Below are 23,883 nucleotides of genomic sequence, written 5' to 3' on the forward strand. Positions count from 1 at the left end.
GAACGGGCATCCGTTCTGATGCGACCAATGCACGCCGGTCCGCGCGAGGGCCGGCGGCGCCGCCATGTGTCGGCCGCCTCGTCCTCCTCCTGCCCTCTCCCTCGGAGCCCGTCATGTCCGGCTGGATCGTCCTCGGCATCATCGTCGTTCTCGTGCTGTTCGCCTTCGGCGCCTACAACCGGCTGGTGGCCCTCGGCCAGCGGGTCAGCCAGGCCTTTGCCGACATCGACGTCCAGCTCAAGCAGCGCCACGACCTGATCCCGAACCTGGTCGAGACCGTGAAGGGCTATGCCGCGCATGAGCGAGGCACCCTGGACGAGGTGATCAAGGCCCGCAACGCCGCCATGTCGGCGCAAGGACCGTCCCAAGTCTCGGCGGCAGAGGGCCAGCTCTCCGGCGCGCTGGGGCGCCTGATCGCGCTGTCCGAGGCCTATCCGGACCTCAAGGCCAACGCCAACTTCCAGCAGCTCGCCAGCGAGCTGTCCGACCTCGAGAACAAGATCGCCGCCAGCCGCCGCTTCTTCAACAGCGCGGTGCAGGAGTACAATACCGGCATTCAGCAGATGCCGGCGGCCTTGTTCGCCGGCACCTTCGGCTTCACCCGCAAGGAATTCTTCGATCTCGGCGCCAGCCGGACCGAGGTCGAGGCCGCCCCCAGCGTCAAGTTCTGAGCCAGCGCCTTCGCGCCTGAAGGGCCCGACGCCATGGCCGCCTACGGTCTCTACACCCACATCGCATCGAACAAGACCCGGTCGATGCTGCTGCTCGGCGGCCTGTTCCTGCTGATCTACGTGCTGGTGTTCGCCGGCGCGCTGATCGCGGAGGTCATGATCAACGGCAATGGCAGCGTCGCCTATTACATGAACGCCGCCACGCGCGACCTGATGAAGGCGCTGCCCTGGGCCACGCTCGGCGCGGCCGCCTGGATCGTGATCGCCTATTTCTTCCATCAGAAGATGATCGACGCGGTGACCGGCGGGACTGCCGTGACCCGCCAGGAGCAGCCGCGGCTGTACAATCTGCTCGAAAACCTCTGCATCTCGCGCGGCATCACCATGCCGCAGCTGAAGATCATGGACAGCCCGGCGCTGAACGCGTTCGCCACCGGCCTGAACCCGCGGCAATACGCGGTCACGGTCACGACAGGTCTTCTGGAGGCGCTCGACGACCAGGAGATCGAGGCCGTGCTCGGCCACGAGCTCACCCATATCCGCAACGGCGACGTCCAGCTGATGGTCGTGGCTGTCATCATCGCCGGCGTGGTCGGCTTCTTCGGCGAATTGTTCTTCCGCCTGTTCACCAACATGAGCTGGGGCGGCGGGTCCTGGGGCGGCTCCTCGTCGTCCTCCTCTTCATCGTCGTCGTCGTCCTCTGACCGCAAGAACTCCGGCGGCGGCGCGGTCATCGTCGTGATCATCGCAGTGGTGCTGATCGTGCTGGCCTGGCTGCTGTCCCAGGTGGTCAAGCTGGCGCTGTCGCGCACCCGGGAATACCTCGCCGATGCCGGCTCGGTCGAGCTCACCAAGAACCCGGACGCCATGATCAGCGCATTGCGCAAGATCGAGGGCCGCGGCGAGCTGCCCGGCGCAACCTCAGCCGTGATGGAATTGTGCGTCGACAATCCGCGCGAGGGCTTTGCCGACCTGTTCGCCACCCACCCCTCGGTCGATGCCCGCGTCCAGGCGCTGATCAAGTTCGCCGGTGGCCACGATCCGGGCCCGCTGGCGCTGCCCTCGGACGAGGCAGACGAGGCACAGCCGGACGAGACAGGCACTGAGGCGACAGACGGCAACGCTCCGCCGCCGCTGCCGTCCAGCGGCCCGTGGGGCCATGCCGATGGCCCGACCACGCCATCCGGCCAAGGACAGGCCACTCCCGGAGGACCTTGGACCACACCCGCGACGGGTCCCTGGGGCCAGCACTAGACGTCACCTCCACAGCGGGATTCCGGTGCCGATCCCGCGCGACGGGCAATCGTCTTGCCACTCTCTTGCAAGTGCTTCCGCACCGGGGCGAACGTTTCGGCCGGAATGCTTGCGATTGCTCCGGTCTGTTGCAGCCAAGGTGCAAATTTCCCCTGTCCCGTGCTGCAATGAATTTGAATTCTCCAGCGTTTCTGCCATGTTCGCGCCCAAAGCAGAATGCAATGCGCCGGCCCCCTGGCCGGCCTCAGGGCTGAAGGACTTTCCATGGCGAAACCGGCAGTGGTGGTGGTGGGCGCGGACAAGGGCGGGGTCGGCAAGACCACGGTGTCGCGGACGTTGCTCGATTATTTCAGCGCCAACAACGTCCCCACAAGGGCGTTCGACACCGAGCATCCGCGCGGCACCCTGAAGCGCTTCCACCCCGAAATCACCGAGATCGTCGACATGAATTCGACGCCGGACCAGATGAAGATCTTCGACACCCTGAGCGCGGTGGCGCCCTCGGTCACCGTGATCGACGTCCGCGCCGGCCTGATGTCGCCGACGCTCGCCGCGCTCAGGGACATCGGCTTCCTCGACGCCGCTCGCTCCGGCCAGATCACCTTCGCCGTGTTCCACATCCTGGGATCGTCGATCGCCTCGCTCGACGAGATCGCCGAGACGGCGAGCTACATGATCGGCGCGAAATATTTCCTGGTGAAGAACTTCATCAACAACACCAGCTTCTTCGAGTGGGACCAGGCGACCTATAATTCCTACTTCCACCGCATCAAGGATGCGACCGAGCTGACCATCCCCAAGTTGAACGAAATGGCGTTCGAGCAGGTCGAGGTCGCCTCGGTGCCGTTCCTGAAATTCGTCGCCAACAAGGGTCCGCACGACGAGGCCGCCAACTATTCGTTCGTGCTGCGCGGCTACGTCCGGCATTGGCTCGCCAATGTCTGGAGCGAATACGACCGCATCAAGCTGACCGACATCGTCGGATCGACCAAGCAGCCGGCGTCGCGGCCGGCCGGGGAAAAATAGCGTCTCCGTGAATGATGGGACTTTATCGCAATCGCATTTGACCTGATATAGGTCTGATGCCCGCGACGCCCGTCTACATCGTCTGCTCGCCCCGGCCGCAGTCCGGGAAGACGCTGCTTGCGCGGGTGCTGAGCGAGTTCCTGCTGCTGAAGAACGGCCAAGTGCTCGCCTTCGACGTCACCTTGCGTGAGCCGTCGCTGCTCGACTTCCTGCCGCAGATCACGGAGACCGCGTCGATCGAGGACACCTACGGCAAGATCCAGCTGATGGATCGGGTGATCCTCAACGACGGCATCGCCAAGGTGATCGACCTCGGCTACTACTCGTTCGACGAGTTCTTCAAAATGTCCGAAGAGATCGGCTTTTTGAAGGAGGCCTCGCGGCGGAAGGTGGTCCCGATCGTGCTGTACTGCGCCGAGGGCGACCGGGTCTCGATGCGGGCCTACGACGCCCTGCGGCGCCAGATCCCGCGGCAGCAGCTGATCGTGGTCGAGAACGAGCACGTGCTGCGTGAAGACCTTCCCGAGCTGTACAGCCGCAGCAGGCACCTGCGGATCGCCGCTTTGCCCGCGTTCCTGAAGACCTACATCGAGCGTTTCTCGTTCTCCTTCACAGGCTATCTGCGCCAGGAGAAGGACCCCTCCACCGAGCTCTATCAATGGATCCGTCGCAACTACTACGAGCTGCGCGAGATCGAGAAAGAGCTGCTGATGCAGCGGTCCTGAGGCCCGCCTCGCTGCCCTCAGTGCCCTTCGAACGCGATCAGCGTGCGCACGGGAACGTCGAGCGCGCGCAGCTTGGCGGCGCCGCCGAGATCCGGCAGGTCGATGATGAAGCAGGCCGCCACGACGGTGGCGCCGATCTGCCGCAGCAGCTTCACCGCGCCCTCGGCCGTGCCGCCGGTGGCGATGAGGTCGTCGACCAGGATCACGCGCTCACCGGGCTCGACCGCGTCGACATGCATCTCCATCTCGTCGGTGCCGTATTCCAGCGCATAGGACATGCTGACGGTCTTGTGCGGCAGCTTGCCTTTCTTCCGGATCGGCACGAAGCCGGCCGAGAGCTGATGCGCCACCGCCCCGCCGAGGATGAAGCCGCGCGCCTCGATGCCCGCGACCTTGTCGATCTTCGAGCCGGCCCAGGGATGCACCAGCTCATCGACCGCGCGGCGGAACGCACGCGCATCCGCCAGCAGGGTCGTGATGTCCCGGAACAGGATGCCCGGCTTCGGATAGTCCGGAATGGTGCGGACCGTGTTCTTGATGTCCAGATCGAACGTCATCGTGCTCTCATTGCCTTGTTTGGCCGTGACCGCGAGGAATTCGTCATTGCGAGCGAAGCGAAGCAATCCAGGGCCGCGAAAACAAGTCTGGATCGCTTCGTCGCTCACGCTCCTCGCGATGACGGTGACCTTCTATCACCCCGGCTGACTGAGCCGGAACGCATTCTCCACGATCCTCAAACCGACGGCATCGCCGAGCGACATCAGCGATTCCGGATGGAACTGCACGCCGCCGACCGGCAGCGTCTTGTGCTCGATCGCCATCGCCACGCCGTCCTCGGTCGCCGCCGTCACCGTCAGCACCTCGGGCATGCTGTCGCGCTCGACGAACAGCGAATGATAGCGGCCGATGACGATCTCGTTCGGCAGCCCCTGCATCAGGCGCCCGCCGCGCACCTGCACCCGCGACGGCCGGCCATGCGCGGGCTGGCCGAGCTGGCCGAGCCGGCCACCGAAATACTCGCCCATCGCCTGCACGCCGAGGCAGACGCCGAAGATCGGCAGCTTCTTTTGAAGCGCGGCCTCGATGGTGGTCGAGATCTTGAAGTCCTCGGGGCGACCCGGCCCCGGCGACAGCACGATCAGATCCCAGCTGCGCTCGGCCAGCATCTTCAACGCATGGATGTAACGCACCACGGTGACGTTGGCGCCGACCTGGCGGAAATAATCGGCCAGCATGTGCACGAACGAATCGTCGTGGTCGATCAGCAGCACGTTCTTGCCCGAGCCGGTCGCATCCGGCGCAGTCGAGGACAGCGGCTTCGGCGGATCGCCGCGCAGCGCCTGAAACAAGGCCGCCGCCTTGACCTGGCACTCGCGATCCTCGGCCGCGGGATCGCTATCGAACAGACAGGTGGCGCCGACGCGGACCTCGGCGAGGCCGTCCTTCATGCGGATGGTGCGGATGGTCAGACCGGTGTTGATCGAGCCGTCGAAGTTCACGGCGCCGATCGCGCCGGCATACCAGCGCCGCGGCGTGCGCTCATTGTCCTCGACGAACTGCATCGCCCAGAGCTTTGGCGCGCCGGTCACGGTGACGGCCCAGGCGTGGGTCAGGAACGCGTCGAGCGCGTCGAAGCCCGGCCGCAGCATGCCTTCGACGTGATCGACCGTGTGGAACAGCTTCGAGTAGGTCTCGATCTGGCGGCGCGCCAGCACCTTGATGGTGCCGGGGACGCAGATGCGCGCCTTGTCGTTGCGGTCGACGTCGGTGCACATGTTGAGCTCGAACTCGTCCTTCTCCGAGTTCAGCAGCTGGCGGATCTGCTCGGCGTCACCGATGGCGTCGCGGCCGCGCGCGATGGTGCCGGAGATCGGACAGGTCTCGACGCGTCGGCCGTCGGAGCGCACGAACATCTCCGGCGACGCCGAGACCAGAAACTCGCCATCGCCGAGATTCATCAGCGCGCCATAGGGCGATGGATTGATGCGGCAGAGCCGCTGGAACACCTCCGCCGGCGAGCGCTCGCACGATTCGGCAAACAGCTGGCCGGGCACCGCCTCGAACAGATCGCCGCGGGCGAACGCCGCGCGCGCTTTCTCGACCGTGGCCTGATACTCGCCGGGCGCGTGGTCCGCAAAACCCTGGCGCGGCTCCTTGAGATAGACGCTGGCATCGGTGTCGCGGGGCAGGCCTGATGTCGACTGGCCGTTCCAGGCAAAATCATACGACAGCACCACACCACGGCCGGTGGCGCGGTCATAGGCCAGCAGGCGATCGGGCACGTAGAGCACGATGTCGCGCTGGTCGGCCTCGCGCGGGCGCTTTTGCACCAGATCCTCGATCTGGAACACGAGGTCATAGGCAAAGGCGCCGAACAGGCCGAGCAGCGGATCGTCGTTGGCCGAGAGTGTCGCGATCAGCGCGCGCACCAGCGACATCACGCTGGCGCGGCGGGTGCGCTGGTCCTCCTCGACCGGAGCGGGGCCACGCACGATGTGACCAGCCAGCCGCGCGGGCGAGGCCTCGGTGATGACGACGCAGGGCTCGCGCAGCGTGTCCTTGAGGAAGGCGATCAGCACCTCGCCGCGGCGGTTCAGCGCCTGCAGCGTGAACTTGGTGCCCCTGGTCTCCAGCACCAGCGGCGGATCGGCAAAGCCGAGATCGAAGCTGTCATAGCGGCCGGGCACGGTCGTGCCCGAGGACAGCACCACGCCGGGGCGGCGGTCGAGCAGGTCGATCAGATCGTCGAGCCGGCTGGCGCCGCCGGAAAACTGTTCGGCAGCGCGCGTGATCGCAAGCCCGCCACGGGTGCGGTAGTCGCTGAGCGCCGGGAGGGCAAAAACGGTCCTGTTCATGGTGTCCTCTTACGAACTTTGCCGAGGAAACGCCACACAGGACCAACCGGAAGCCGCCGCTGCGTGGCGGCCCCTAAGCGATTGAATGTCAGACAAATCGCACCGGCCACCTTTTACAAGGTGCGCCACCAGAAACGGGCTGGGCGGAAGGCGGTGCTCATGGCGCGGAAATGACCACGCGGGGCGGCCGAGGTCAAGGGCCGCGGGGCCACAGGTGGAGGCTCCTACAACGACCGCTTGCTTGGTTCGCTCAGGCTCTCGACGTTTGCACCACCCACGGTGTCGGGCCGGCTGCCACCCTCCCCTGGAGGGGGAGGGTCGGCTCACGGTGAGCGCAGCGAAGCGTGAGACGGGGTGGGGTGATGTCTCCACATACACCGGTCTCCGCGGCTTCACCCCACCCCGCCGCACAGCGCTGACGCGCCGTGCAGCGACCCTCCCCCTCCAGGGGAGGGTGGGCAGCGTGCGCGCGTCGCCGGCCTGATCACCAAGCTTCAACCGGGCATTGCGACTCCGACCGAGTATCGCGTCCACCAGCGCTTCAGCTCCACTCGAGGGGCCGCGGCGTACTGGATCCCCGCTTTCGCGGGAATGACAAATGAGTATGGAGAAGCATTCTCGCGACACATGATCTGCCCGAGTGATGATCATCGGCACCGCCGTCCCGAAGTCGACGCAGGGAAGGCCGGGCCTCGATTGAGGCCAGAGGCCTTGCCCCCGCGTCGTCGGGCTCGACGCACCGCTGTTGGGGCGAGCGGCAACTCACAAATTGCGAAGCCGTGGCTGCGCGGCGACTGCACTACAGAAGCGCGAGCGCGGCCTGCTTGAGGTGGGCGGCGATGGCATCGCGGGCTTCGCGGGAGGCGACGCTGCGCGCCATGGTCACGCCTCCCGAGAGCAGCGCCATCAGCGCCCAGGCCTTTTGCAGCCGGGCCTGCTCGCTGCTTCCCTGCAACCCTTTCGCGATCTGCCGGGCGACCCGTTCGAGCGCGGCACCGTAGCTGGCCTTGGTGGCCTCGCTGGCGCGGGTGACGTCCGGGGTCAGGCTCTGCAGACCGCAGCTCGCATCCAGCCCGCAAGTGAGGCGCTCACCGAGATAGAAGGCGATGAACGCCTCGGCCCAGCGGGCGCCCTGCTCGTCCTGAAGGCCTGCGATGCCCGCCCGGAGGTCGTCCAGCCCGGCCAATGCGGCCGCTCCGAAGGCGGCATCCTTGGACTTGAAATGACCGTAGAACGCGCCGGAGGTGACGCCGGCCTCCTTGGCAAGGCCGTCGACGCCGATCCCGCCATAGCCCAGCCGGCGAAATCCGCGGCCGGCGGCCTCCAACAATTTCGCCTTCGCTTCCTGCTTGTGCTCGGCCTGGTACCGCATCTGACGCTTTCCATAGCGATCGTTATTTCATGATTGACTCGTAACGATCGTTATTCTACCAATTCATCACGGTCGTTACATAATGGACCGTCGTTCCCCGGACAACCGCCATACAGCCATCACAGGAGGAGTCATGCCGATCAGTCTCACGCTCACGGAAGGCGTCATCGCCGCCGACAAGGCGCCGATTGCCGTCGCGCGGATCACGGAATCGTTCCTGAAACACCATGGTCTCGCGGGAAACAGGATCATGACGGCGAACGTCACCGCCCATCTGAACATCCTGCCGAAGGGCCAGACCTTCGCCGGCGGCAAGCCGGTCGATGGCGCCTGGATCGAGACCAAGACGCCGTCATTCGCGCTCGCCAGCCACGACATCCAGACGGCGTTCTTCGGCGAAGCCACCGACATTTTGCATGAGCTCTCCGGCGGCGCGCTCGCCAGGGACCGGATCTGGTCCAACGGCGTCCACGCCGTCGACGGCACCTGGAATCTGCACGGCAGGCCGATGACCAACGACGCGCTTGCGGGAGCCATCACCGCGGGCTGACGCCCGCGAGCAAACGCGGCCGCGGCGATTTTCACCGGCGTCATGTCCGCGAAGGCGGGCATCCAGTAGTCCACCAGCGCTGCGGTTCATATCGATGGGCCGCGGCGTACTGGATCCCCGCCTTCGCGGGGATGACAGCGGAATGTGCGGCAGCATTCTCGCGACACGATCTGCCCGAGTGAAGACCATCGAGACCGCCCTCTTCAGAAAGCCGAGGGCGCAGGGGAGGCCGGACCTCGATACTGGAAACTCCAGGATGTCGGCCACGATGTTCTGGTTCGGGACCGACCGAGCTTGCGCAGCGAACGGGGTCCATGACGGGGCAACCGTTTCCGGCCGCCCCGTGGGTTAGGCCGCAGCCCTCGTGGCGAGGGCCTGGGCTTCGGCGGCGGCGCGAGCCATGCTGGACGACATTTCGTTCGTCACCGTGCTCTGTTCTTCGACCGCAGCCGCCGTCGAGGTCACGTATTCGCTGACGTTGGTGATCGCCTGCTTGATGGAGCTGAGCGCCGTAACGACATCTCCGGAGATGTTGTTGAGATTGTCGATCTCCTGCGCGATCTTGTCGGTGGCCTGCTTGGCCTGGTTGGCGAGGCTCTTGACCTCGGATGCGACCACGGCAAATCCCCGGCCCGCTTCGCCTGCCCGGGCGGATTCGATGGTGGCATTCAGCGCCAGCAGGTTGATCTGGCCGGTGATGTTGTTGATCATCTCGACGATGCCGCTCATGGCCTGAGCGGCATCTGACAGGCGCAGGGCCTGACCATCCGCGGCGGCGACCTGCCCCACGGCGCCCATCGCCGTCTCGCGCGACTTGGTCATCGCTTCGGAGATCTCGCGAACCGACGCGTTCAGCTCCTCCGAGCCCGCGGCGACGGATTCCATCATCGCGCGGACGCGCTCGTTGCCCATCCGCACCAGCACCTGGCGGGTGACATCCGATGCATATTTCACCACCTTGAACGGCTTGCCGTTCAAATCGAGGATCGGGTTGTAGGAGGCCTGGATGTAGACCTCCTTGCCGCCCTTCCCGATCCGCTTGTATTCCGCAGCCTGATATCGTCCACGGTTCAGATCCGACCAGAACTCGCGATAGGCGGCACTGTCGCGCTCCGACGGCTCGACGAACATGCTGTGGTGCTTGCCCCTGATTTCGGCCAGGGTGTAGCCGAGCGCATGCAGGAAATTGTCGTTCGCCGTGATGACCGTCCCATCCATGTTGAACTCGATCACCGCCTGCGATTTTCCGATCGCGTCGATCTGGCCGGCCAGATCTGCGTTCTTGAGCTTCTGCGCGGTGATGTCCGTTGCGAATTTGACGACGCCGAACGGTTTGCCGGACGTGTCGAGCACGGGGTTGTAGGTGGCCAGAATCCAGACCTCCTTGCCGCCCTTGCCGATGCGCTTGTACTCGCCGCTCTGATATTCGCCGCGATTGAGAGCCGCCCAGAACTCGCGATAGGCCGCGCTGTCCCGCTGCGACGCCTCCACGAAAATACTGTGGTGCCGCCCCTGAATCTCATCGAGGCGATAGCCCAGCGCGTCGCAGAAATTCTGGTTGGCCGTCACCACCGTGCCGTCGAGCTTGAATTCGATCACCGCCTGGGCGCGATCGATCGCGACGATCTTGGACGCATCCGCCATGCTGCGGAGCTTCTTCGCGGTGATGTCGGTGGCGAATTTCACCACCTTCATCGGCTTCCCGTTGCCGTCGAGAATGGGATTGTAGGACGCCTCGATCCAGACTTCACGCCCCCCCTTCGCGATCCGCTTGAATTCACCGGCCTGGAATTCACCGCGATTGAGAGACGTCCAGAACTCGCGATAGGCCGCGCTGTCCCGCTCATCCGGTGAAACGAACATGCTGTGATGTTTGCCCTGGATCTCATCGAGCCGGTATCCAAGCGCTTCGAGGAAGTTCTTGTTCGCGGTGATGATGGTGCCGTCCAGATCGAACTCGATCATCGCCTGGGAGCGGCTGATCGCATTGATCATCGCCTGCGCGTCACCCTTGGTTGTCCTACGGCCGAACATTCACTTCCTCCGTACTCCGGCGCTGCCGCTGCGGCGTCCGCGCGTTTCGTCAAAGCTCGTGGGATCGCGGATGCCGCCGGCAGCAAGCTTCCGCCCCAGTGCGGGCGGAACCTATTTGAATCGATTTATCAAAGTATTTGTCCGATCTCCGACAGAATGGCCGATTTCTGCCGTCGCCATTAACTTGATCGAGATGGTCGCATCGTTGGCCCCGCCCCTCAGGACTCCGAAGGGTATGACGATGCGGCGTGGGATTGACGGCCAACTCTGCTCGCGGCTGCGCCGCGCCGGATCTGGCCGTAGTAATACGGAATGATCCGGGAAAATGCGGATGGCCGCGCAGCCTCTTCATAGCAGTTCGCGACAAGCCCGGCTCGTTGACGAGGACCAACAATGCGCTGAGTATGCTTGCTGATTCCCTGACGCAACGGCGCGGATCTGGGCACAAGTCGGTGACGGCGCCGCGCAAGGATGTAAACCGGGCGGGCCGATTGCGCGACATCTCCTATCTCGATCGCTATCCGTTGTTTCGATCGCGAGACAGCGAGTTCGTGCGCGATCGATTGATGAGCATCTACGGCGTCGATCGCTTCGACATTCACGACGCCGGTTTCGGCCTTGAGGCCAACCTCGCGCCATTGAGCGCCACGGGGCTGGCGTTCTGCGGCTATGCAGGCGCGACCTCGCTTTCATTTCCGGAATCGACCATCGTCCGGCAGTTCTTTTCGATCCGGGGGACGGCAGGCTATCGGACAGCTGGATCCAGTCACGCGATTGCCGCGTGGAGCCCGATCATATCCGGTCATTCGAGACTGGACCTGGATTTCCCTGCCGGATATCGCCAGTTGGTGGTGAGGGTCGAGGTCGTGCCCTTGCAAGGCCTGCTGAGAGCCATGCTCGGCGACGACAGCGATAAAGGGTTGAGCTTCGAGGAGGACGATCCTGATCCGACGATGATGGCGTTCGTTCGCCGCGATGTTTTCAGGCTTGCGGAAGAGTTGCAGGCGTTCGGGCAGAACTATTCGCCGATCGCGATCGCTGAGCTCGAGCGCAGCTTGATGACAAAGCTGCTGCTGGCGCATCGACATAATTTCAGCGACCGGCTGCGTACCGCCCCGCGACGCGCCGATCGCACCATTGTCGACCTCGTCGAGTCCTATATCGAGGCTCATTGGGACGAGCCGCTTGATCTCGAAAGGGTCGCCGGCATCACGGGCGTCAGCGTCCGGTCGATCTTTCGGGAGTTTTCGGAAACGGGACGCGGATCGCCTGGCCAGTTCGCCAGGCGCGTGCGACTGCGGCAAGCGTCGGAGCTTCTGCGACGACCGGATGAGAAAACCAGCGTCGTGTCCGTCGCGTTCAAATGCGGATTTGGCAATCTCGGCCGTTTTGCCGCGGAGTACCGCCGGCAAATTGGTGAGCTCCCCTCCGAGACCTTGCGGAAAGCAAGAAGGACCGAGGGCCACGCCATGGACGGCTTCGACACCGACGCCAGCCCATCCTAGAGCGGCGTGCATCGTCGCAGTCGCAGGTTTGTAGCTACGGCAGCGTCGGCTTGACCAGCCCGAGCTCGGCAAACTTCAGCTCCGTCGCCACCACCGCATTCTCATACACCTCGCCGCGCTCGACGAAGTAGTTGAAGTAGCCGGCCGGCGTTTCCGGCTGGATCTCGACCAGCTCGACGCTCTTGTATTTGGGATCGGTGATCACGCCGCTCGCGATCAGATCGTTGATGCGCTTGAGCGCGTCGACCTCGGCCTTGTAGCCGACCGAGAACCACATCTCGGTGGTCCAGTCCTGTACCTCGAACCAGTTCTGCGGCGCCTGGCCCTGCCAGCCCTGGGCGAGCGGGCGGACGGCGAAGATGCGGTCGAAGCCGTGCAGCTCGGAGATGATGCTGGCGCGGTGATAGGCGCCGTCCATCTGTCCCTGGGGCAGCCTGGTGAAGCCGTACAGCGACAGCCATAGCGCGGCCTTGATCGCCTCCGGCGTGATCGGGCGGATGGCGCGCTCGGCCTGCACGTCGGAGGCATAGCGCAGGTCGCGCTTGGCCGCCGATTGCCGCGCCTTGGCGGCATGGGCGTTGGGAACCGATTTCTCCGACGGCAGCAGCGCCCGCGCCGCGTCGTTGCCGTAGAGCCATCCAGTGCCGGTCTCGGGATCGTAGGTGTTGAAGACGACGCCGATCGGCGTCGCGTTCAGGGTCTCCGCCGCCTGGACGAAGTCGGCCTCGCTGCGCACCGGGACGTATTGCTGCGCCGGCAGCAGACGGTCGGCGAGGACATTGAATGGGCCGTCGCGCCAGTCCGGCCAGGAGACGAACCGGGTCAGCGCCTCGGCATAGGCCGGGCGAAACACGCCGGGATAGCCGAACATCACCGTGCGCAGCTGCGACGCCGGATCGGTGACCCGGTCCGAGGAGATCAGCTGATGGCGCAGGTCGAGACCCTGCAGCCAGGCCGACAGCACCAGGATCTGGCCGGACGTCGCGGTGACCAGATCAGGTGTCACGCCCCAGGCACGGGCGGTGTCGAGGAAGCCAGCGCCATGGGCGTTCAAGCCGCCCAGCCCGGCCAGCGCAAAGGCCACGCGCACGGCTCTCTCCGTCAGCAGAAGGACAGGAGAATGCTACCTCAGATTGTTTCGGCGATGCAACGGAGAAGCTGATGGCGTTCGACCGACGAACAATGGGGCGCGTCCACGAACATGGACGGCGCTCAAAACCCGCAAAATTCCGGTGATTCGCCGGGCCGTGACAACGCCGGAAGGGCACAAAATCTGCAGCCACGGGCTGCACGGCGCCTCACAACCTCATGTTGCGCGCGTGCACACTGCCAAATCTGCCTACCAATGGTTGCTCAGAGCCCAAAAAGTTACATAACTTGGCCGTGCGCGAGAGCAACACTGTTGTCTATCTGCAATAGTGTGGCAATGATTGGTTAACCATATTGAATTACCTTGGTAAACATGGCTCGCGGCAAACAGCCTTCCGTGTCGCATGCGCTTCCGAAGCAGCAGACGCTGCTCGATTGCTTCCTCGAAGCGCAGGCGAAGAGGACGAAGCGTCGACGGCGCTCCCCCGACGCGGCGACCGGCGCCGACCCCTTGCAACATTCGGACGATGCATCGGCTCTCGATGACGCCGAGTCGCCGCCGGACGGCGTCAAGGCCGCCCGCGCAGTCTGACTGCGAGGCAGCGCGACCCGAGGGGCCGCGCGCCCCTGCCCTCAACTCAGCCGAGATGCTTGTGGAAGAACGAAGTGGCGCGGCCCCAGGCGAGCTCGGCCGCCGCGCGGTCGTGCACGGTCATGCGCTGCTCGTTCACGAAGGCATGCTCGGCGTCGTAGCGATAGAGCTCCAGCGACTTGCCGGCCGCCTTCATCGCCGCTTCGAAGCCATCCACCAAAGCCGGCGTGCACCAATCGTCCTTGTTGGCGAAATGGGCCTGCAGCGGGATCTTGACGTCGGCGGGCTTGGCCGCCTGCTCCGGCGGGATGCCGTAGAACACCACGCCTGCGGTGAGCTCATCGATCCTGGTCGCGCCGATGATCGTGACCGCGCCGCCGAGGCAGAAGCCGGTGAGGCCGACCTTGGCGCCGTTGCGGGCGAGATATTGCGCGGCGCCGCGCACGGTCTGCGTGGTCGCGTCCATGAAATCGAGCGAGTTCATCTCGCGGCCGGCGGCATCCGTGTCGTGATAGGGCACCACCGTGCCCTTGTAGAGATCCGGCGCCAGCGCGTTGAAGCCCGCCAGCGCGAAGCGGTCGCACATCCCCTTGATCTGGTCCTGCAGGCCCCACCATTCCTGGATGACGACGACGCCCGGCGCATCGGCCTTCGCCGCCTTGGCCAGATAGCCCTTGGCCTCCTGGCCGTCGGGGCGCTTGAAGCTGACGAGTGTGCCCATGATGGTCCTCCGTAGTTTCTGGTCGGGGATTGGAGATGCGGTTTAGCCCAAATACGTGTCCGGCGCGACTGGAGGCGATCGGCGTCGCTCGAACGTGACCGCGTCGTAGCCCGGATGAGCGCAGCGACATCCGGGTTAACAACGGTGTCAGCGATGACCCAGGATGTCGCTGCGCTCATCCGGGCTACGGCAGGGTTGCGCTACGCCGGCATCGCGCGCGGCGCGAACAGGATCACGGCCATCCCCGCAAGACAGATCAGCGCGCCGGCGACGTCCCAGAGATCGGGACGGTGGCCTTCGATCAGCCAGCCCCACAACAGCGCGGCAGTGATGTAGATGCCGCCATAGGCGGCATAGGCGCGGCCGGCGAGCGGGCTGTCGGCCATGGTGAGCAGCGTCGCGAAGCCGGCGAGCGCGGCCATGCCGGGCAGCAGCCACAGCGGCGACTGGCCGAGCCGCAGCCACGCCCAGAATGCGAAGCAGCCGCCGATCTCGAGCACGGCGGCGGCAGCGAAGGCGAGGAGTGATGGCATGCGGAGAACTCCGTTGTCTCGCTGGTTAGGCCAGCGCACGCGGCTTGCGATCGGCGTTTCTTGTGGCTTCGGTCTCAGCGGCTCACTCGGTGCACCTCTCCGCGCAAGCGGGGAGAGGTCGGATTGCATCGCCAGATGCAATCCGGGTGAAGGGGGTACAGGTCTCTCCACAAACACTTCCCGTGCGGCTGCCCCTCACCCCAACCCTCTCCCCGTAAAGAACGGGGAGAGGGAGCGCACTGCCCGCTCGGCGGAATCCTGGCTCCAAGTCAGCAATTGCAACTGACAGAGGCGAGGAACTAACAGACAGCCAACAAAAAAGCCCCCGCGGGGGCTTTTTCAATTCAGCTTTGCTCGATCGCACCGCTCAGTGCGCGGCGGCCCAGACGCGCTTCTTGGTGAAGTACATCAGGCCGGCGAAGATGATCAGGAAGATGAACACCTGGTAGCCGAGGCGCTTGCGCGCTTCCATGTGCGGTTCGGCGGTCCACATCAGGAAGGTCGCGACGTCATGGGCGTACTGCTTCACGGTGGCCGGCGAGCCGTCGTCGAACGTCACCTGGCCGTCGGACAGCGGCGACGGCATCTTGATCGCGTGGCCGGGGAAGTACTTGTTGTAGTACGAGCCGTCTGGGATGGTGACGCCGTGCGGCGGGGTTTCTTCATAGCCCTGCAGCAGCGCGTTGACGTAGTTCGGGCCCTGCTCCTGGAACTGGGTGAAGAAGTCGACCAGGAACCAGGGGAAGCCGCGCTTGTAGGAACGCGCCTTGGCGATCAGCGACAGGTCCGGCGGAGCCGCGCCGCCGTTGGACGCACGTGCTGCCTGCTCGTTCGGGAACGGCGACGGGAAGTAGTCCGCCGGGCGGCCCGGACGCTCGAACATCTCGCCGGCATCGTTCGGACCGTCCTTGATCTTGTACTCGGCCGCGAACGACGCCGCCTGCGCCGTGGAGTAGCCGGGCCCGCCGGGTTCGGCGAGGTTGCGGAACGCCACATACTGCAACGAGTGGCAGTTGGAGCAGACTTCCTTGTAGACCTTGAGGCCGCGTTGCACGGCGCCGCGATCGAACTTGCCGAACGGACCGGCGAACGACCAGCTCGCCGACGGCGGGTTCTCCTGGCCCTCGCTGGCACGGGCGTCGCCCATGCTGCCGGCGAGCAGCGACACGGCGGCGACCAGCGCGATCACGGTCGAGACCATCGGCGCGCGGCCGGACTTCGCCAGCACGTCGTCGGCGATCGAGTTCGGCAGCGGCCGCGGCGTCTCGATGCGGGCGAGCAGCGGCAGCACGATCAGGAAGTAGGCGAAGTACAGCACCGTCAGGATGCGGCCGGCGATGACGTAGATGCCCTCCGGCGGCTGCGCGCCCAGATAGCCGAGCAGCACGCAGACCACGACGAAGATCCAGAAGAACTGCTTGCCGAGCGGGCGGTACTTGTTCGAGCGGGTCTTGGCCGCGTCGAGCCAGGGCAGGAACACCAGCACGATGATGGCCGAGAACATCGCGATCACGCCGGCGAGCTTGTTCGGCACCGAGCGCAGGATGGCGTAGAACGGCAGGTAGTACCATTCGGGCACGATGTGCGCCGGCGTCACGGCCGGATTGGCCGGGATGTAGTTGTCGGCGTCGCCGAGATAGTTCGGCATGTAGAAGATGAACCAGGAATAGAAGATCAGGAAGCAGGTGACGCCGAAGAAGTCCTTGATCGTGGCATAGGGCGTGAACGGCACCATGTCCTTTTCGGTCTTCGGTTCGACACCGGCCGGATTGTTCTGGCCGACCACGTGCAGCGCCCAGACGTGCAGCACGACCACGCCGGCGATCAGGAACGGCAGCAGGTAATGCAGCGAGAAGAAGCGGTTCAGCGTGGGATTACCGACGGAGTAGCCGCCCCACAGCAGGGTCACGATGCTCTCGCCGAAATACGGCACGGCCGAGAACAGGTTGGTGATCACGGTGGCGCCCCAGAAGCTCATCTGGCCCCACGGCAGCACGTAACCCATGAAGCCTGTCGCCATCATCAGCAGGTAGATGATGACGCCGAGGATCCACAGCACCTCGCGCGGCGCCTTGTATGACCCGTAATAAAGGCCGCGGAACATGTGGATGTAGACGGCGAGGAAGAACATCGACGCGCCGCAGGCATGCATGTTGCGCAGCAGCCAGCCGTAGTTCACGTCGCGCACGATCAGCTCGACCGACTTGAAGGCGAGGTCGGCGTGCGGCGTGTAGTGCATCGCCAAGATGACGCCGGTGACGATCTGCACGCCCAGCATGATCGATAGGATGGCGCCGAACGTCCACCAGTAGTTCAGGTTCCGCGGCGTCGGATAGGCAATGAAGGACGAGTGGACCAGGCCGATGATGGGGAGTCGCTGCTCGAACCACTTCAAGGCGGGGTGGCTCGGCTGGTAGTCAGATGGTCCACTCATGATGCGTTCCTGAAAGAAATTATCTTGCACGATCGAGCGTGAGCTGAAGACGAAACGTCCGCTCAGCCGATCTGGATCTTGGTGTCGGAAACGAACTGATAGGGCGGGACGGGAAGGTTGAGCGGCGCCGGTCCCTGGCGGACGCGGCCGGAGGCGTCGTACTGCGAGCCGTGGCACGGGCAGAAGAAGCCGTCGTAGTTGCCTTCATGCGCGATCGGGATGCAGCCGAGATGGGTGCAGATGCCGATCACGACCAGCCACTGCTCATGGCCGTCCTTGGTGCGCGACTGGTCGGACGCCGGATCGGGCAGGCTCGACACCGGAACGGCGCGGACCTCGTCGACCTGCTTCTTGGTGCGATGGGAGATGTAGATCGGCTTGCCGCGCCAGAACACCTTGATGTCCTGTCCTTCGGCGACCGGGGCGAGGTCGACCTCGATCGGCGCACCGGCCGCGATGGTCGAGGCGTCGGGGTTCATCTGGGAGATGAACGGCCACAGGGCGACCACACCGCCGACTGCCGCGGTTGCGCCCGTGGCGACGAAAAGAAAATCCCGGCGTGTCGGATGATCCGCAGTAGACGCTGTCACGATTCCAACCCTTTCTTCGTTGCAGCCGGTGGAACCGCCCCGCTCGACGCATGAGATCTCGCTGGGAGAGATCACGTGACCGGGAGATGCCTGCCGGCGCCCGCGTCCCCCGCGGCGGCAGAAAACGGCTCTCTCCACCGCCCCGGGTGGGAAAAAGCCGTCCAGAATCGTTCTATTGGCACCCTTGCGATACGAGCGCAAGCCCGCTATCGGCCCTGCAGCACGCCATGCACCAATTCCCGCTTCCCAAGCGGACTTTCCGCATCATCCTTAAGACCAATTCGCATGCAGATCGCGCTCTATCAGCCCGACATTCCGCAGAACACCGGAACGATTCTGCGCCTGTGCGCCTGCCTGGGGCTGCAGGCGCACATCATCGAGCCGGCCGGCTTTCCGGTGTCGGACCGGCAATTCCGCCGCGCCGGCATGGACTATCTCGACCAGCTGAATTGGCGGCGGCATGATTCCTGGAGCGCGTTCGAAAGCTGGCGCGCCGCGCAGGGCCACCGCCTGCTGCTGCTCACGACCAAGGCTACGACGTCCTATCTGGATTTCGGCTACAGGGCGGACGACATCCTGCTGCTCGGACGCGAGAGCGCCGGTGTGCCCGAGACGGTGGCCGATGTGGCCGACGCCCGGCTGCGCATCCCGCTGCAGCCGGGTTTGCGATCGTTGAACGTGGCGATCGCGGCGGCGATGGCTGCCGGCGAGGCGCTGCGCCAGACTGGACATTTCGTCCAATTGCCATCCGGCGAAGGAGCGAGCGAGTGAGCTACGCGGTCAAGGAAATCTTCATGACCCTGCAGGGCGAAGGCGCCCAGGCGGGCCGCGCCGCCGTGTTCTGCCGCTTCGCCGGCTGCAACCTGTGGAGCGGCCGCGAGGCCGACCGCGCGACCGCGACGTGCCGGTTCTGTGACACCGATTTCGTCGGCACCGACGGCACGCTGGGCGGCCGTTACGACAGCGCCGCGGCGCTCGCCGATACCATCGCCGGGCAATGGACAGGCGGCGCGGCCGACCGCTATACGATCCTGACCGGCGGCGAGCCGCTGCTGCAGGTCGATGCGGACCTGATCGCGGCGCTCCATGCGGAGGGCTTCGCGGTCGGAATCGAGACCAATGGCACGCTGCTGCCGCCAGAGGGAATCGACTGGATCTGCGTCAGCCCGAAGGCCGGCGCGGAGCTGAAGCTCCGGCATGGCCACGAGCTGAAGCTGGTCTATCCGCAGGACGGTGCCGCGCCGGAGCAGTTCGAAGCGCTCGCCTTCCGCCGCTTCTCGCTGCAGCCGATGGACGGGCCCGATGCGGCCGCGAACACGGCGCGCGCCATTGACTACTGCCAGCATCATCCGCAATGGCGGCTCAGCCTGCAGACGCACAAGATGATCGGCATCAGATAGGGATTGTGACTGAACCGATGTGGGAATTGACCAAATCCTTCACCTTCGAGGCCGCGCACACGCTGCCGATCACGACGCTCGGCGAAGCCAGCCAGGAGATCCACGGCCATTCCTTCCGCGCCGAGGTGACGGTGCGCGGCGACACGACCAATCCCGAGACCGGCATGGTGGTGGATTTCGGCGTGCTGACGCAGCGGCTGGGCGAGATCCAGGCCATGCTCGACCACAAGTTCCTGAACAAGATCGAGGCCATCGGCCTGCCGACGCTCGAGAACCTGTCGCGCTTCATCTATGAGCGCGTCCGCCATATCGGCCACGTTACCAAGGTCAGCGTTCACCGCGACAGCTGCCGCGAGACCTGCACCTATTTTGGCCCGCGGGATTGATCGATTGTGGTAGGACCGAACCGTAGCGACGCGGACGGTCCTCACCCTCCCCTGGAGGGGGAGGGTCGGCTCACATGAGCGCAGCGAATGTGAGACGGGGTGGGGTGAAGCCGGCAGTGACGGCTGTGGCTTCACCCCACCCCGATCGCCCGCTTCGCGCGCGATCGACCCTCCCCCTCCAGGGGAGGGTGACGAAGAACCAGCCCGGGGGAAAACAGCCATGACCACCGCCGCCATCGAGGATCGCAAGGCCCGCGCCCGCGCCTGGTTCGAGAGCCTGCGCGACCAGATCTGCGCGGCGTTCGAGCGGCTCGAGGACGAGGCTCCGGCCGGGCTGTATCCACGCGAGGCCAGCCGCTTCGTGCGCACGCCCTGGGAGCGCACCGACCATGGTGGCGGGCATGGCGGCGGCGGCGTCATGAGCATGATGCACGGGCGGCTGTTCGAGAAGGTGGGCGTGCACTGCTCGACCGTGCATGGCGAGTTCGCCCCGGAATTCCGCAGCCAGATTCCGGGCGCCTCCGAGGACCCGCGGTTCTGGGCCTCGGGCATCTCGCTGATCGCACATCTGTGGTCGCCACACGTGCCGGCGGTGCACATGAACACGCGCTTCGTCGTCACCACCAAGGCCTGGTTCGGCGGCGGCGCCGACCTGACCCCGGTGCTGAACCGCAGGCGCAACCAGGAAGACGCGGACACGATTGCCTTCCACGCCGCGATGAAGGGCGCCTGCGACGCGCACGCTGCCGTGGCCTCCTACGACAAGTACAAGCGCTGGTGCGACGAGTACTTCTACCTGCCCCACCGCAAGGAGCCGCGCGGTATCGGCGGCATCTTTTACGACCACCACGATTCCGGCGACTGGGAGGCGGACCTCGCCTTCACCCAGGACGTCGGGCGCGCCTTCCTGAACATTTATCCGGAGCTGGTCCGGCGCAATTTCGCCGTACCCTGGACCGAGGCCGACCGCGAGGAGCAGCTGGTCCGGCGCGGCCGCTATGTCGAATTCAACCTGCTTTATGACCGCGGCACCACATTTGGGCTGAAAACGGGTGGCAATGTGGAGTCCATCCTGTCGTCGATGCCACCCGAGGTGAGATGGCCCTGAAACCCACGAGACGCCGCCGCGTAGATCAATCATGACCGCCCCCCTGCCCCGCGCCATGCTGATCGACATGGACGACACCATTCTGTCGGCCTATGGCCGGCCCGAGATCGCCTGGAACATCATCGCCACCGAATTCGCCGACGAGCTGTTGCCGCATCGCTCGCAGGAGGTGGCGGCCGCGATCCTGGCCTCGGCGCGCAGCTTCTGGTCGGTGGCCGGCGCCGAATGGCGGATGAAGCTGATCCAGGCGCGCCAGGAAGTGGTCAAGCGTGGCTTCGCGGCGTTGACTGCCGCAGGTCCGGCGCTGCCGACCGAGCTCGCCATCCGCATGGCCGACCGCTTCACCCGTTATCGCGACGAGCAGATGTTCGTCTTCCCCGGCGCGCACGAGGCGATCGACGAATTCAAATCCCGCGGCATCAAGCTCGCGCTGGTCACCAATGGCGAGGCTGGACAGCAGCGCAAGAAGATCGAGCGCTTCGCGCTGGCGCACCGCTTCGACCACATCCAGATCGAGGGCGAGCACGGCTTCGGCAAGCCGGAGGAGCGCGCCTATCTGCATGCGATGGAGCGCCTCGGCGTCGGCCCGAAAGACACCTGGATGATCGGCGACAATCTCGAATGGGAGATCGTGGCGCCGCAGCGGCTCGGCATCTATTCGATCTGGATCGACGTCCATGGCGATGGCCTGCCCGCAAACTCCAACGTCAAGCCCGATCGCATCATCCGCTCGCTGACCGAGCTGGTGCCCGAGGCATAGTCCGCGTCGATCGAGGCTGCCGACCGCTTACCCCTTGGATTGCTGGCGGGTGAGCCGGGTCGAGTAGCGATAGCGGTCGGCGGGATGAATGCTGAGCGAGACCTCGGCCATCTCGTTCGAGGCAAACAGATACTGCCGCCGGATCGAGAGCGCATGCGCGCCGGCGGTTGCCTTTAGCGGCTCGGCCATCTGCGCCGGGACGCCGACCGCAGAGATGTCCTGGCGGATCTCCGCGATCCGCCGGCCGGAAATCTTCTCGATCAGGGTGCCGAAGATCTCGTGATGGCCCGCCATCCGCGCGCGGACCTCGTCCGCGAACGCGGCGTCGAGATAGACGTCGGTCCAGCAGATCGGCGTGCGCGTGGCGTCGCCGGGGATCATGCGAAGGCTCGAAATGCACAGCCAGCGGCGGCCGGGCCGGCATCCGAGCTCATCCGCCAGCTGATTGTCGGTGACGACGTCGGCCACGCGCTGAACATGTCGCTCGGTCTCGGTGCCGAACTGCTGGACGGCCTCGATCGTCGCCAGCGCCTGCGTGAAGCCGCTCCCGCTGCGATCCGGCGTCCGTGCCTCGACCCGCGTGCCGGCGTTGCGCTTGCGGCTGACGAGCCCTGAGGCCTGCAGCTCCCGCATCGCCGCGCGCACCGTTGAGCGGCTGACGGCGAACTGGTCGGCCAGCTCGAACTCGTTCGGCAGCACCGAGCCCACCGGATGGCGCCCTTCGGCGATGGCCTCCGCGAGCGCCCGGGCCACGATCGCATAGCGCTTTTCCACCCGCTCTCCTTCGCAAACGGCATCGATCCACGGGCATGGAAGCCCGATGCGACCGGGATTCGTCAAGGAAGCCCATTGACGGGATCAATATGTTCGTACATTTTATATGTACGAACATATTATCGAGGAGGATCCGTGGGCAGCACCGTTTTTGATTCCGTCCTTTTTCGCGACATGTTCGGGACCGCCGAGATGCGCGACGTCTTCAGCGACGAAGCCATGGTAGGGCGCTACATCGAGGCGGAGGTTGCGCTGGCCCGCGCCCAGGCGCGCATGGGCGTCGTGCCGAGGGATGCCGCCGCGGCGATCGCCACCGCGGCCAAATCCATCCAGATCGATTTCGCCAAGCTGCGGCACGAGACCGAGATCGTCGGCTATCCGATCCTGCCGCTGGTCCATCAGCTGTCCGAAGCCGCCGGTGAGGCCGGACGCTATGTCCATTGGGGCGCCACCACCCAGGACATCATGGACACGGCCAACGTGCTGCAGCTTCGCGCGGCACTGGAGATCGTCGCGCGCGACCTGCGCGAGATCAGGGACATCCTGACGGCGATGGCGCGCAGATATCGCGACACGCCGATGGCGGGGCGGACTCATCTCCAGCAGGCGCTGCCCGTCACCTTCGGCTACAAGGCCGCCATCTGGCTGTCGTCGATCGACCGCCATATCGAACGCATCGATCAGGCGCTGCCGCGCATCCTGCTCGGCGAATTCTCCGGCGCCGCCGGCACGCTCGCCTCGGTCGGCACGAACGGGCTCGAGATGCAGAAGCTGTTCTGCGAAGAGCTCGGTCTCAACCAGCCCTCGATCACCTGGCACGTCGCGCGCGACGGCATCGCCGAAGCCGTCACCCTGCTCGGCCTCATCACCGGCAGCCTCGGCAAGATCGCGACCGACGTCATGCTGATGTCGTCGACGGAATTCGGCGAGGTCTCCGAGCCGTTCGTGCCGGGACGCGGCGCATCGTCGACGATGCCGCAGAAGCGCAATCCGATTTCGAGCGAACTGATGCTCGCGGCCGCCAAGGCCGTGCGCCAGCACGTGGCGGCGATGCTCGACGGCATGATCCATGATTTCGAGCGTGCCACCGGTCCCTGGCACCTCGAATGGATCTCGCTGCCGGAAAGCTTCCTGCTGACCGCGGCCTCGCTCGCCAACGCCAAGTTCATGCTGGCCGGACTGGTCGTGCACGAGCAGCGGATGCTCGACAACCTCGGCCTGACGCACGGGCTGATCGTCGCGGAGGCGGTGATGATGGCCGCCGCCCCCAAGCTCGGACGCCAGCACGCGCATGACGTCGTCTATGCCGCGTGCCGCAAGGCGATCGAAGGCGGTGGCCAGCTTGCCGACATTCTGTCCGACGTGTCCGAGATCGTCGCCGCGCTCGGCGGCAAGGATGCGATCGCGCATCACTGCGACCCCGCCAACTATCTCGGCCTGTGCGGACCGATGGTCGATCGGGCGATCGACCTGTCCGGCGCGGCATCCCGCGCGACCGGCTGAC

Annotated in this window: 23 protein-coding genes; 13 read left to right on the plus strand and 10 right to left on the minus strand. The window is 65.3% G+C overall.

From position 1 onward, the window contains the following. Positions 1–113: 113 nt before the first annotated feature. The 4 genes from S58_RS27205 to S58_RS27220 all read left to right on the plus strand — a co-directional run bounded on the left by S58_RS27205 (position 114) and on the right by S58_RS27220 (position 3,676). Positions 114–671 (plus strand): LemA family protein, encoded by a 558-nt coding sequence (locus S58_RS27205; RefSeq protein WP_015668621.1) that lies wholly within the window; start codon positions 114–116, stop codon positions 669–671. Between the two features lie 33 nt (positions 672–704). Further along, a complete protein-coding gene (locus S58_RS27210; RefSeq protein WP_015668622.1) occupies positions 705–1,925 on the plus strand; it encodes a M48 family metallopeptidase in 1,221 nt (406 codons plus the stop codon). A 264-nt stretch (positions 1,926–2,189) separates the two neighbouring features. Further along, positions 2,190–2,951 (plus strand): P-loop NTPase family protein, encoded by a 762-nt coding sequence (locus S58_RS27215; protein WP_015668623.1) that lies wholly within the window; start codon positions 2,190–2,192, stop codon positions 2,949–2,951. Between the two features lie 56 nt (positions 2,952–3,007). Further along, positions 3,008–3,676, plus strand: a complete 669-nt coding sequence (locus S58_RS27220) for a hypothetical protein (RefSeq protein ID WP_015668624.1) — start codon at positions 3,008–3,010, stop codon at positions 3,674–3,676. 17 nt (positions 3,677–3,693) lie between these two features. Here the strand turns inward: S58_RS27220 and S58_RS27225 are convergent, their stop codons facing one another. From S58_RS27225 to S58_RS27235, 3 genes are all read right to left on the minus strand, one after another. Next, on the minus strand, positions 3,694–4,233 hold the full coding sequence (locus tag S58_RS27225; RefSeq protein WP_015668625.1) for an adenine phosphoribosyltransferase: 540 nt from the start codon (positions 4,231–4,233) through the stop codon (positions 3,694–3,696). Between the two features lie 135 nt (positions 4,234–4,368). Continuing rightward, positions 4,369–6,531: an anthranilate synthase component I gene (locus S58_RS27230; RefSeq protein ID WP_015668626.1), complete on the minus strand. Its 2,163-nt coding sequence runs from the start codon at positions 6,529–6,531 to the stop codon at positions 4,369–4,371. A 799-nt stretch (positions 6,532–7,330) separates the two neighbouring features. Beyond that, a complete protein-coding gene (locus tag S58_RS27235; RefSeq protein ID WP_015668627.1) occupies positions 7,331–7,903 on the minus strand; it encodes a TetR/AcrR family transcriptional regulator in 573 nt (190 codons plus the stop codon). A 133-nt stretch (positions 7,904–8,036) separates the two neighbouring features. On the opposite strand from S58_RS27235, the gene S58_RS27240 reads away from it, so the two are divergent. Next, a complete protein-coding gene (locus tag S58_RS27240) occupies positions 8,037–8,453 on the plus strand; it encodes a hypothetical protein (protein ID WP_015668628.1) in 417 nt (138 codons plus the stop codon). A 348-nt stretch (positions 8,454–8,801) separates the two neighbouring features. Here S58_RS27240 and S58_RS27250 read toward each other — a convergent pair whose 3' ends face one another. Continuing rightward, positions 8,802–10,487 (minus strand): methyl-accepting chemotaxis protein, encoded by a 1,686-nt coding sequence (locus tag S58_RS27250; protein ID WP_015668629.1) that lies wholly within the window; start codon positions 10,485–10,487, stop codon positions 8,802–8,804. A gap of 452 nt (positions 10,488–10,939) precedes the next feature. Here S58_RS27250 and S58_RS27255 point away from each other — a divergent pair, with 452 nt between their 5' ends. Then, the gene (locus tag S58_RS27255; protein ID WP_244440648.1) at positions 10,940–11,992 is read left to right on the plus strand and encodes a helix-turn-helix transcriptional regulator; all 1,053 of its coding nucleotides are present in this window, start codon (positions 10,940–10,942) and stop codon (positions 11,990–11,992) included. A 34-nt stretch (positions 11,993–12,026) separates the two neighbouring features. On the opposite strand, the gene S58_RS27260 is transcribed toward S58_RS27255, so the two are convergent. Next, entirely contained in the window at positions 12,027–13,082 is a 1,056-nt protein-coding gene (locus S58_RS27260) for a hypothetical protein (protein ID WP_015668631.1), read from the minus strand. 372 nt (positions 13,083–13,454) lie between these two features. Here S58_RS27260 and S58_RS27265 point away from each other — a divergent pair, with 372 nt between their 5' ends. After that, positions 13,455–13,673 carry a hypothetical protein gene (locus S58_RS27265; protein WP_042340252.1) on the plus strand — a complete coding sequence of 73 codons (219 nt, stop codon included), beginning with the start codon at positions 13,455–13,457 and terminating at the stop codon, positions 13,671–13,673. Between the two features lie 46 nt (positions 13,674–13,719). Here S58_RS27265 and S58_RS27270 read toward each other — a convergent pair whose 3' ends face one another. The 4 genes from S58_RS27270 to petA all read right to left on the minus strand — a co-directional run bounded on the left by S58_RS27270 (position 13,720) and on the right by petA (position 17,954). Beyond that, positions 13,720–14,394 (minus strand): dienelactone hydrolase family protein, encoded by a 675-nt coding sequence (locus tag S58_RS27270; protein WP_015668633.1) that lies wholly within the window; start codon positions 14,392–14,394, stop codon positions 13,720–13,722. 200 nt (positions 14,395–14,594) lie between these two features. Beyond that, entirely contained in the window at positions 14,595–14,927 is a 333-nt protein-coding gene (locus tag S58_RS27275; RefSeq protein WP_015668634.1) for a YnfA family protein, read from the minus strand. A gap of 367 nt (positions 14,928–15,294) precedes the next feature. Beyond that, complete coding sequence (locus S58_RS27280) at positions 15,295–17,361, minus strand: cytochrome c1 (protein ID WP_015668635.1); 2,067 nt, start codon at positions 17,359–17,361, stop codon at positions 15,295–15,297. Positions 17,362–17,423: 62 nt separating this feature from the next. After that, the gene (gene petA, locus S58_RS27285) at positions 17,424–17,954 is read right to left on the minus strand and encodes a ubiquinol-cytochrome c reductase iron-sulfur subunit (protein WP_144058550.1); all 531 of its coding nucleotides are present in this window, start codon (positions 17,952–17,954) and stop codon (positions 17,424–17,426) included. Positions 17,955–18,236: 282 nt separating this feature from the next. Here petA and S58_RS27290 point away from each other — a divergent pair, with 282 nt between their 5' ends. From S58_RS27290 to S58_RS27310, 5 genes are all read left to right on the plus strand, one after another. Continuing rightward, on the plus strand, positions 18,237–18,722 hold the full coding sequence (locus tag S58_RS27290) for a tRNA (cytidine(34)-2'-O)-methyltransferase (RefSeq protein ID WP_015668637.1): 486 nt from the start codon (positions 18,237–18,239) through the stop codon (positions 18,720–18,722). Then, positions 18,719–19,351, plus strand: a complete 633-nt coding sequence (queE, locus tag S58_RS27295) for a 7-carboxy-7-deazaguanine synthase (RefSeq protein ID WP_015668638.1) — start codon at positions 18,719–18,721, stop codon at positions 19,349–19,351. The genes S58_RS27290 and queE overlap by 4 nt, the downstream gene beginning before the upstream one ends. A 17-nt stretch (positions 19,352–19,368) precedes the next feature. Beyond that, on the plus strand, positions 19,369–19,737 hold the full coding sequence (locus tag S58_RS27300; protein WP_015668639.1) for a 6-pyruvoyl trahydropterin synthase family protein: 369 nt from the start codon (positions 19,369–19,371) through the stop codon (positions 19,735–19,737). Between the two features lie 220 nt (positions 19,738–19,957). Further along, the gene (hemF, locus tag S58_RS27305) at positions 19,958–20,845 is read left to right on the plus strand and encodes an oxygen-dependent coproporphyrinogen oxidase (RefSeq protein WP_015668640.1); all 888 of its coding nucleotides are present in this window, start codon (positions 19,958–19,960) and stop codon (positions 20,843–20,845) included. Positions 20,846–20,876: 31 nt separating this feature from the next. After that, positions 20,877–21,605 (plus strand): HAD family hydrolase, encoded by a 729-nt coding sequence (locus tag S58_RS27310; protein ID WP_015668641.1) that lies wholly within the window; start codon positions 20,877–20,879, stop codon positions 21,603–21,605. A 27-nt stretch (positions 21,606–21,632) separates the two neighbouring features. On the opposite strand, the gene S58_RS27315 is transcribed toward S58_RS27310, so the two are convergent. Then, a complete protein-coding gene (locus S58_RS27315; RefSeq protein WP_015668642.1) occupies positions 21,633–22,379 on the minus strand; it encodes a GntR family transcriptional regulator in 747 nt (248 codons plus the stop codon). 174 nt (positions 22,380–22,553) lie between these two features. Here S58_RS27315 and S58_RS27320 point away from each other — a divergent pair, with 174 nt between their 5' ends. After that, on the plus strand, positions 22,554–23,882 hold the full coding sequence (locus S58_RS27320; RefSeq protein ID WP_042340253.1) for a class-II fumarase/aspartase family protein: 1,329 nt from the start codon (positions 22,554–22,556) through the stop codon (positions 23,880–23,882). Position 23,883: the final 1 nt, after the last annotated feature.

This window comes from Bradyrhizobium oligotrophicum S58, from assembly GCF_000344805.1.
In the GTDB taxonomy this organism is placed as follows: domain Bacteria; phylum Pseudomonadota; class Alphaproteobacteria; order Rhizobiales; family Xanthobacteraceae; genus Bradyrhizobium; species Bradyrhizobium oligotrophicum.

Excerpts from the sequence above, each read along its gene's own strand:
- S58_RS27205 (WP_015668621.1), top strand. The coding sequence starts at position 114 with ATGTCCGGCTGGATCGTCCTCGGCATCATCGTCGTTCTCGTGCTGTTC.
- S58_RS27210 (WP_015668622.1), top strand. The coding sequence starts at position 705 with ATGGCCGCCTACGGTCTCTACACCCACATCGCATCGAACAAGACCCGG.
- S58_RS27215 (WP_015668623.1), top strand. The coding sequence starts at position 2,190 with ATGGCGAAACCGGCAGTGGTGGTGGTGGGCGCGGACAAGGGCGGGGTC.
- S58_RS27220 (WP_015668624.1), top strand. The coding sequence starts at position 3,008 with ATGCCCGCGACGCCCGTCTACATCGTCTGCTCGCCCCGGCCGCAGTCC.
- S58_RS27225 (WP_015668625.1), bottom strand. The coding sequence starts at position 4,233 with ATGACGTTCGATCTGGACATCAAGAACACGGTCCGCACCATTCCGGAC.
- S58_RS27230 (WP_015668626.1), bottom strand. The coding sequence starts at position 6,531 with ATGAACAGGACCGTTTTTGCCCTCCCGGCGCTCAGCGACTACCGCACC.
- S58_RS27235 (WP_015668627.1), bottom strand. The coding sequence starts at position 7,903 with ATGCGGTACCAGGCCGAGCACAAGCAGGAAGCGAAGGCGAAATTGTTG.
- S58_RS27240 (WP_015668628.1), top strand. The coding sequence starts at position 8,037 with ATGCCGATCAGTCTCACGCTCACGGAAGGCGTCATCGCCGCCGACAAG.
- S58_RS27250 (WP_015668629.1), bottom strand. The coding sequence starts at position 10,487 with ATGTTCGGCCGTAGGACAACCAAGGGTGACGCGCAGGCGATGATCAAT.
- S58_RS27265 (WP_042340252.1), top strand. The coding sequence starts at position 13,455 with ATGGCTCGCGGCAAACAGCCTTCCGTGTCGCATGCGCTTCCGAAGCAG.
- S58_RS27270 (WP_015668633.1), bottom strand. The coding sequence starts at position 14,394 with ATGGGCACACTCGTCAGCTTCAAGCGCCCCGACGGCCAGGAGGCCAAG.
- S58_RS27275 (WP_015668634.1), bottom strand. The coding sequence starts at position 14,927 with ATGCCATCACTCCTCGCCTTCGCTGCCGCCGCCGTGCTCGAGATCGGC.
- S58_RS27280 (WP_015668635.1), bottom strand. The coding sequence starts at position 17,361 with ATGAGTGGACCATCTGACTACCAGCCGAGCCACCCCGCCTTGAAGTGG.
- S58_RS27290 (WP_015668637.1), top strand. The coding sequence starts at position 18,237 with ATGCAGATCGCGCTCTATCAGCCCGACATTCCGCAGAACACCGGAACG.
- S58_RS27300 (WP_015668639.1), top strand. The coding sequence starts at position 19,369 with ATGTGGGAATTGACCAAATCCTTCACCTTCGAGGCCGCGCACACGCTG.
- hemF (WP_015668640.1), top strand. The coding sequence starts at position 19,958 with ATGACCACCGCCGCCATCGAGGATCGCAAGGCCCGCGCCCGCGCCTGG.
- S58_RS27310 (WP_015668641.1), top strand. The coding sequence starts at position 20,877 with ATGACCGCCCCCCTGCCCCGCGCCATGCTGATCGACATGGACGACACC.
- S58_RS27320 (WP_042340253.1), top strand. The coding sequence starts at position 22,554 with ATGTTCGGGACCGCCGAGATGCGCGACGTCTTCAGCGACGAAGCCATG.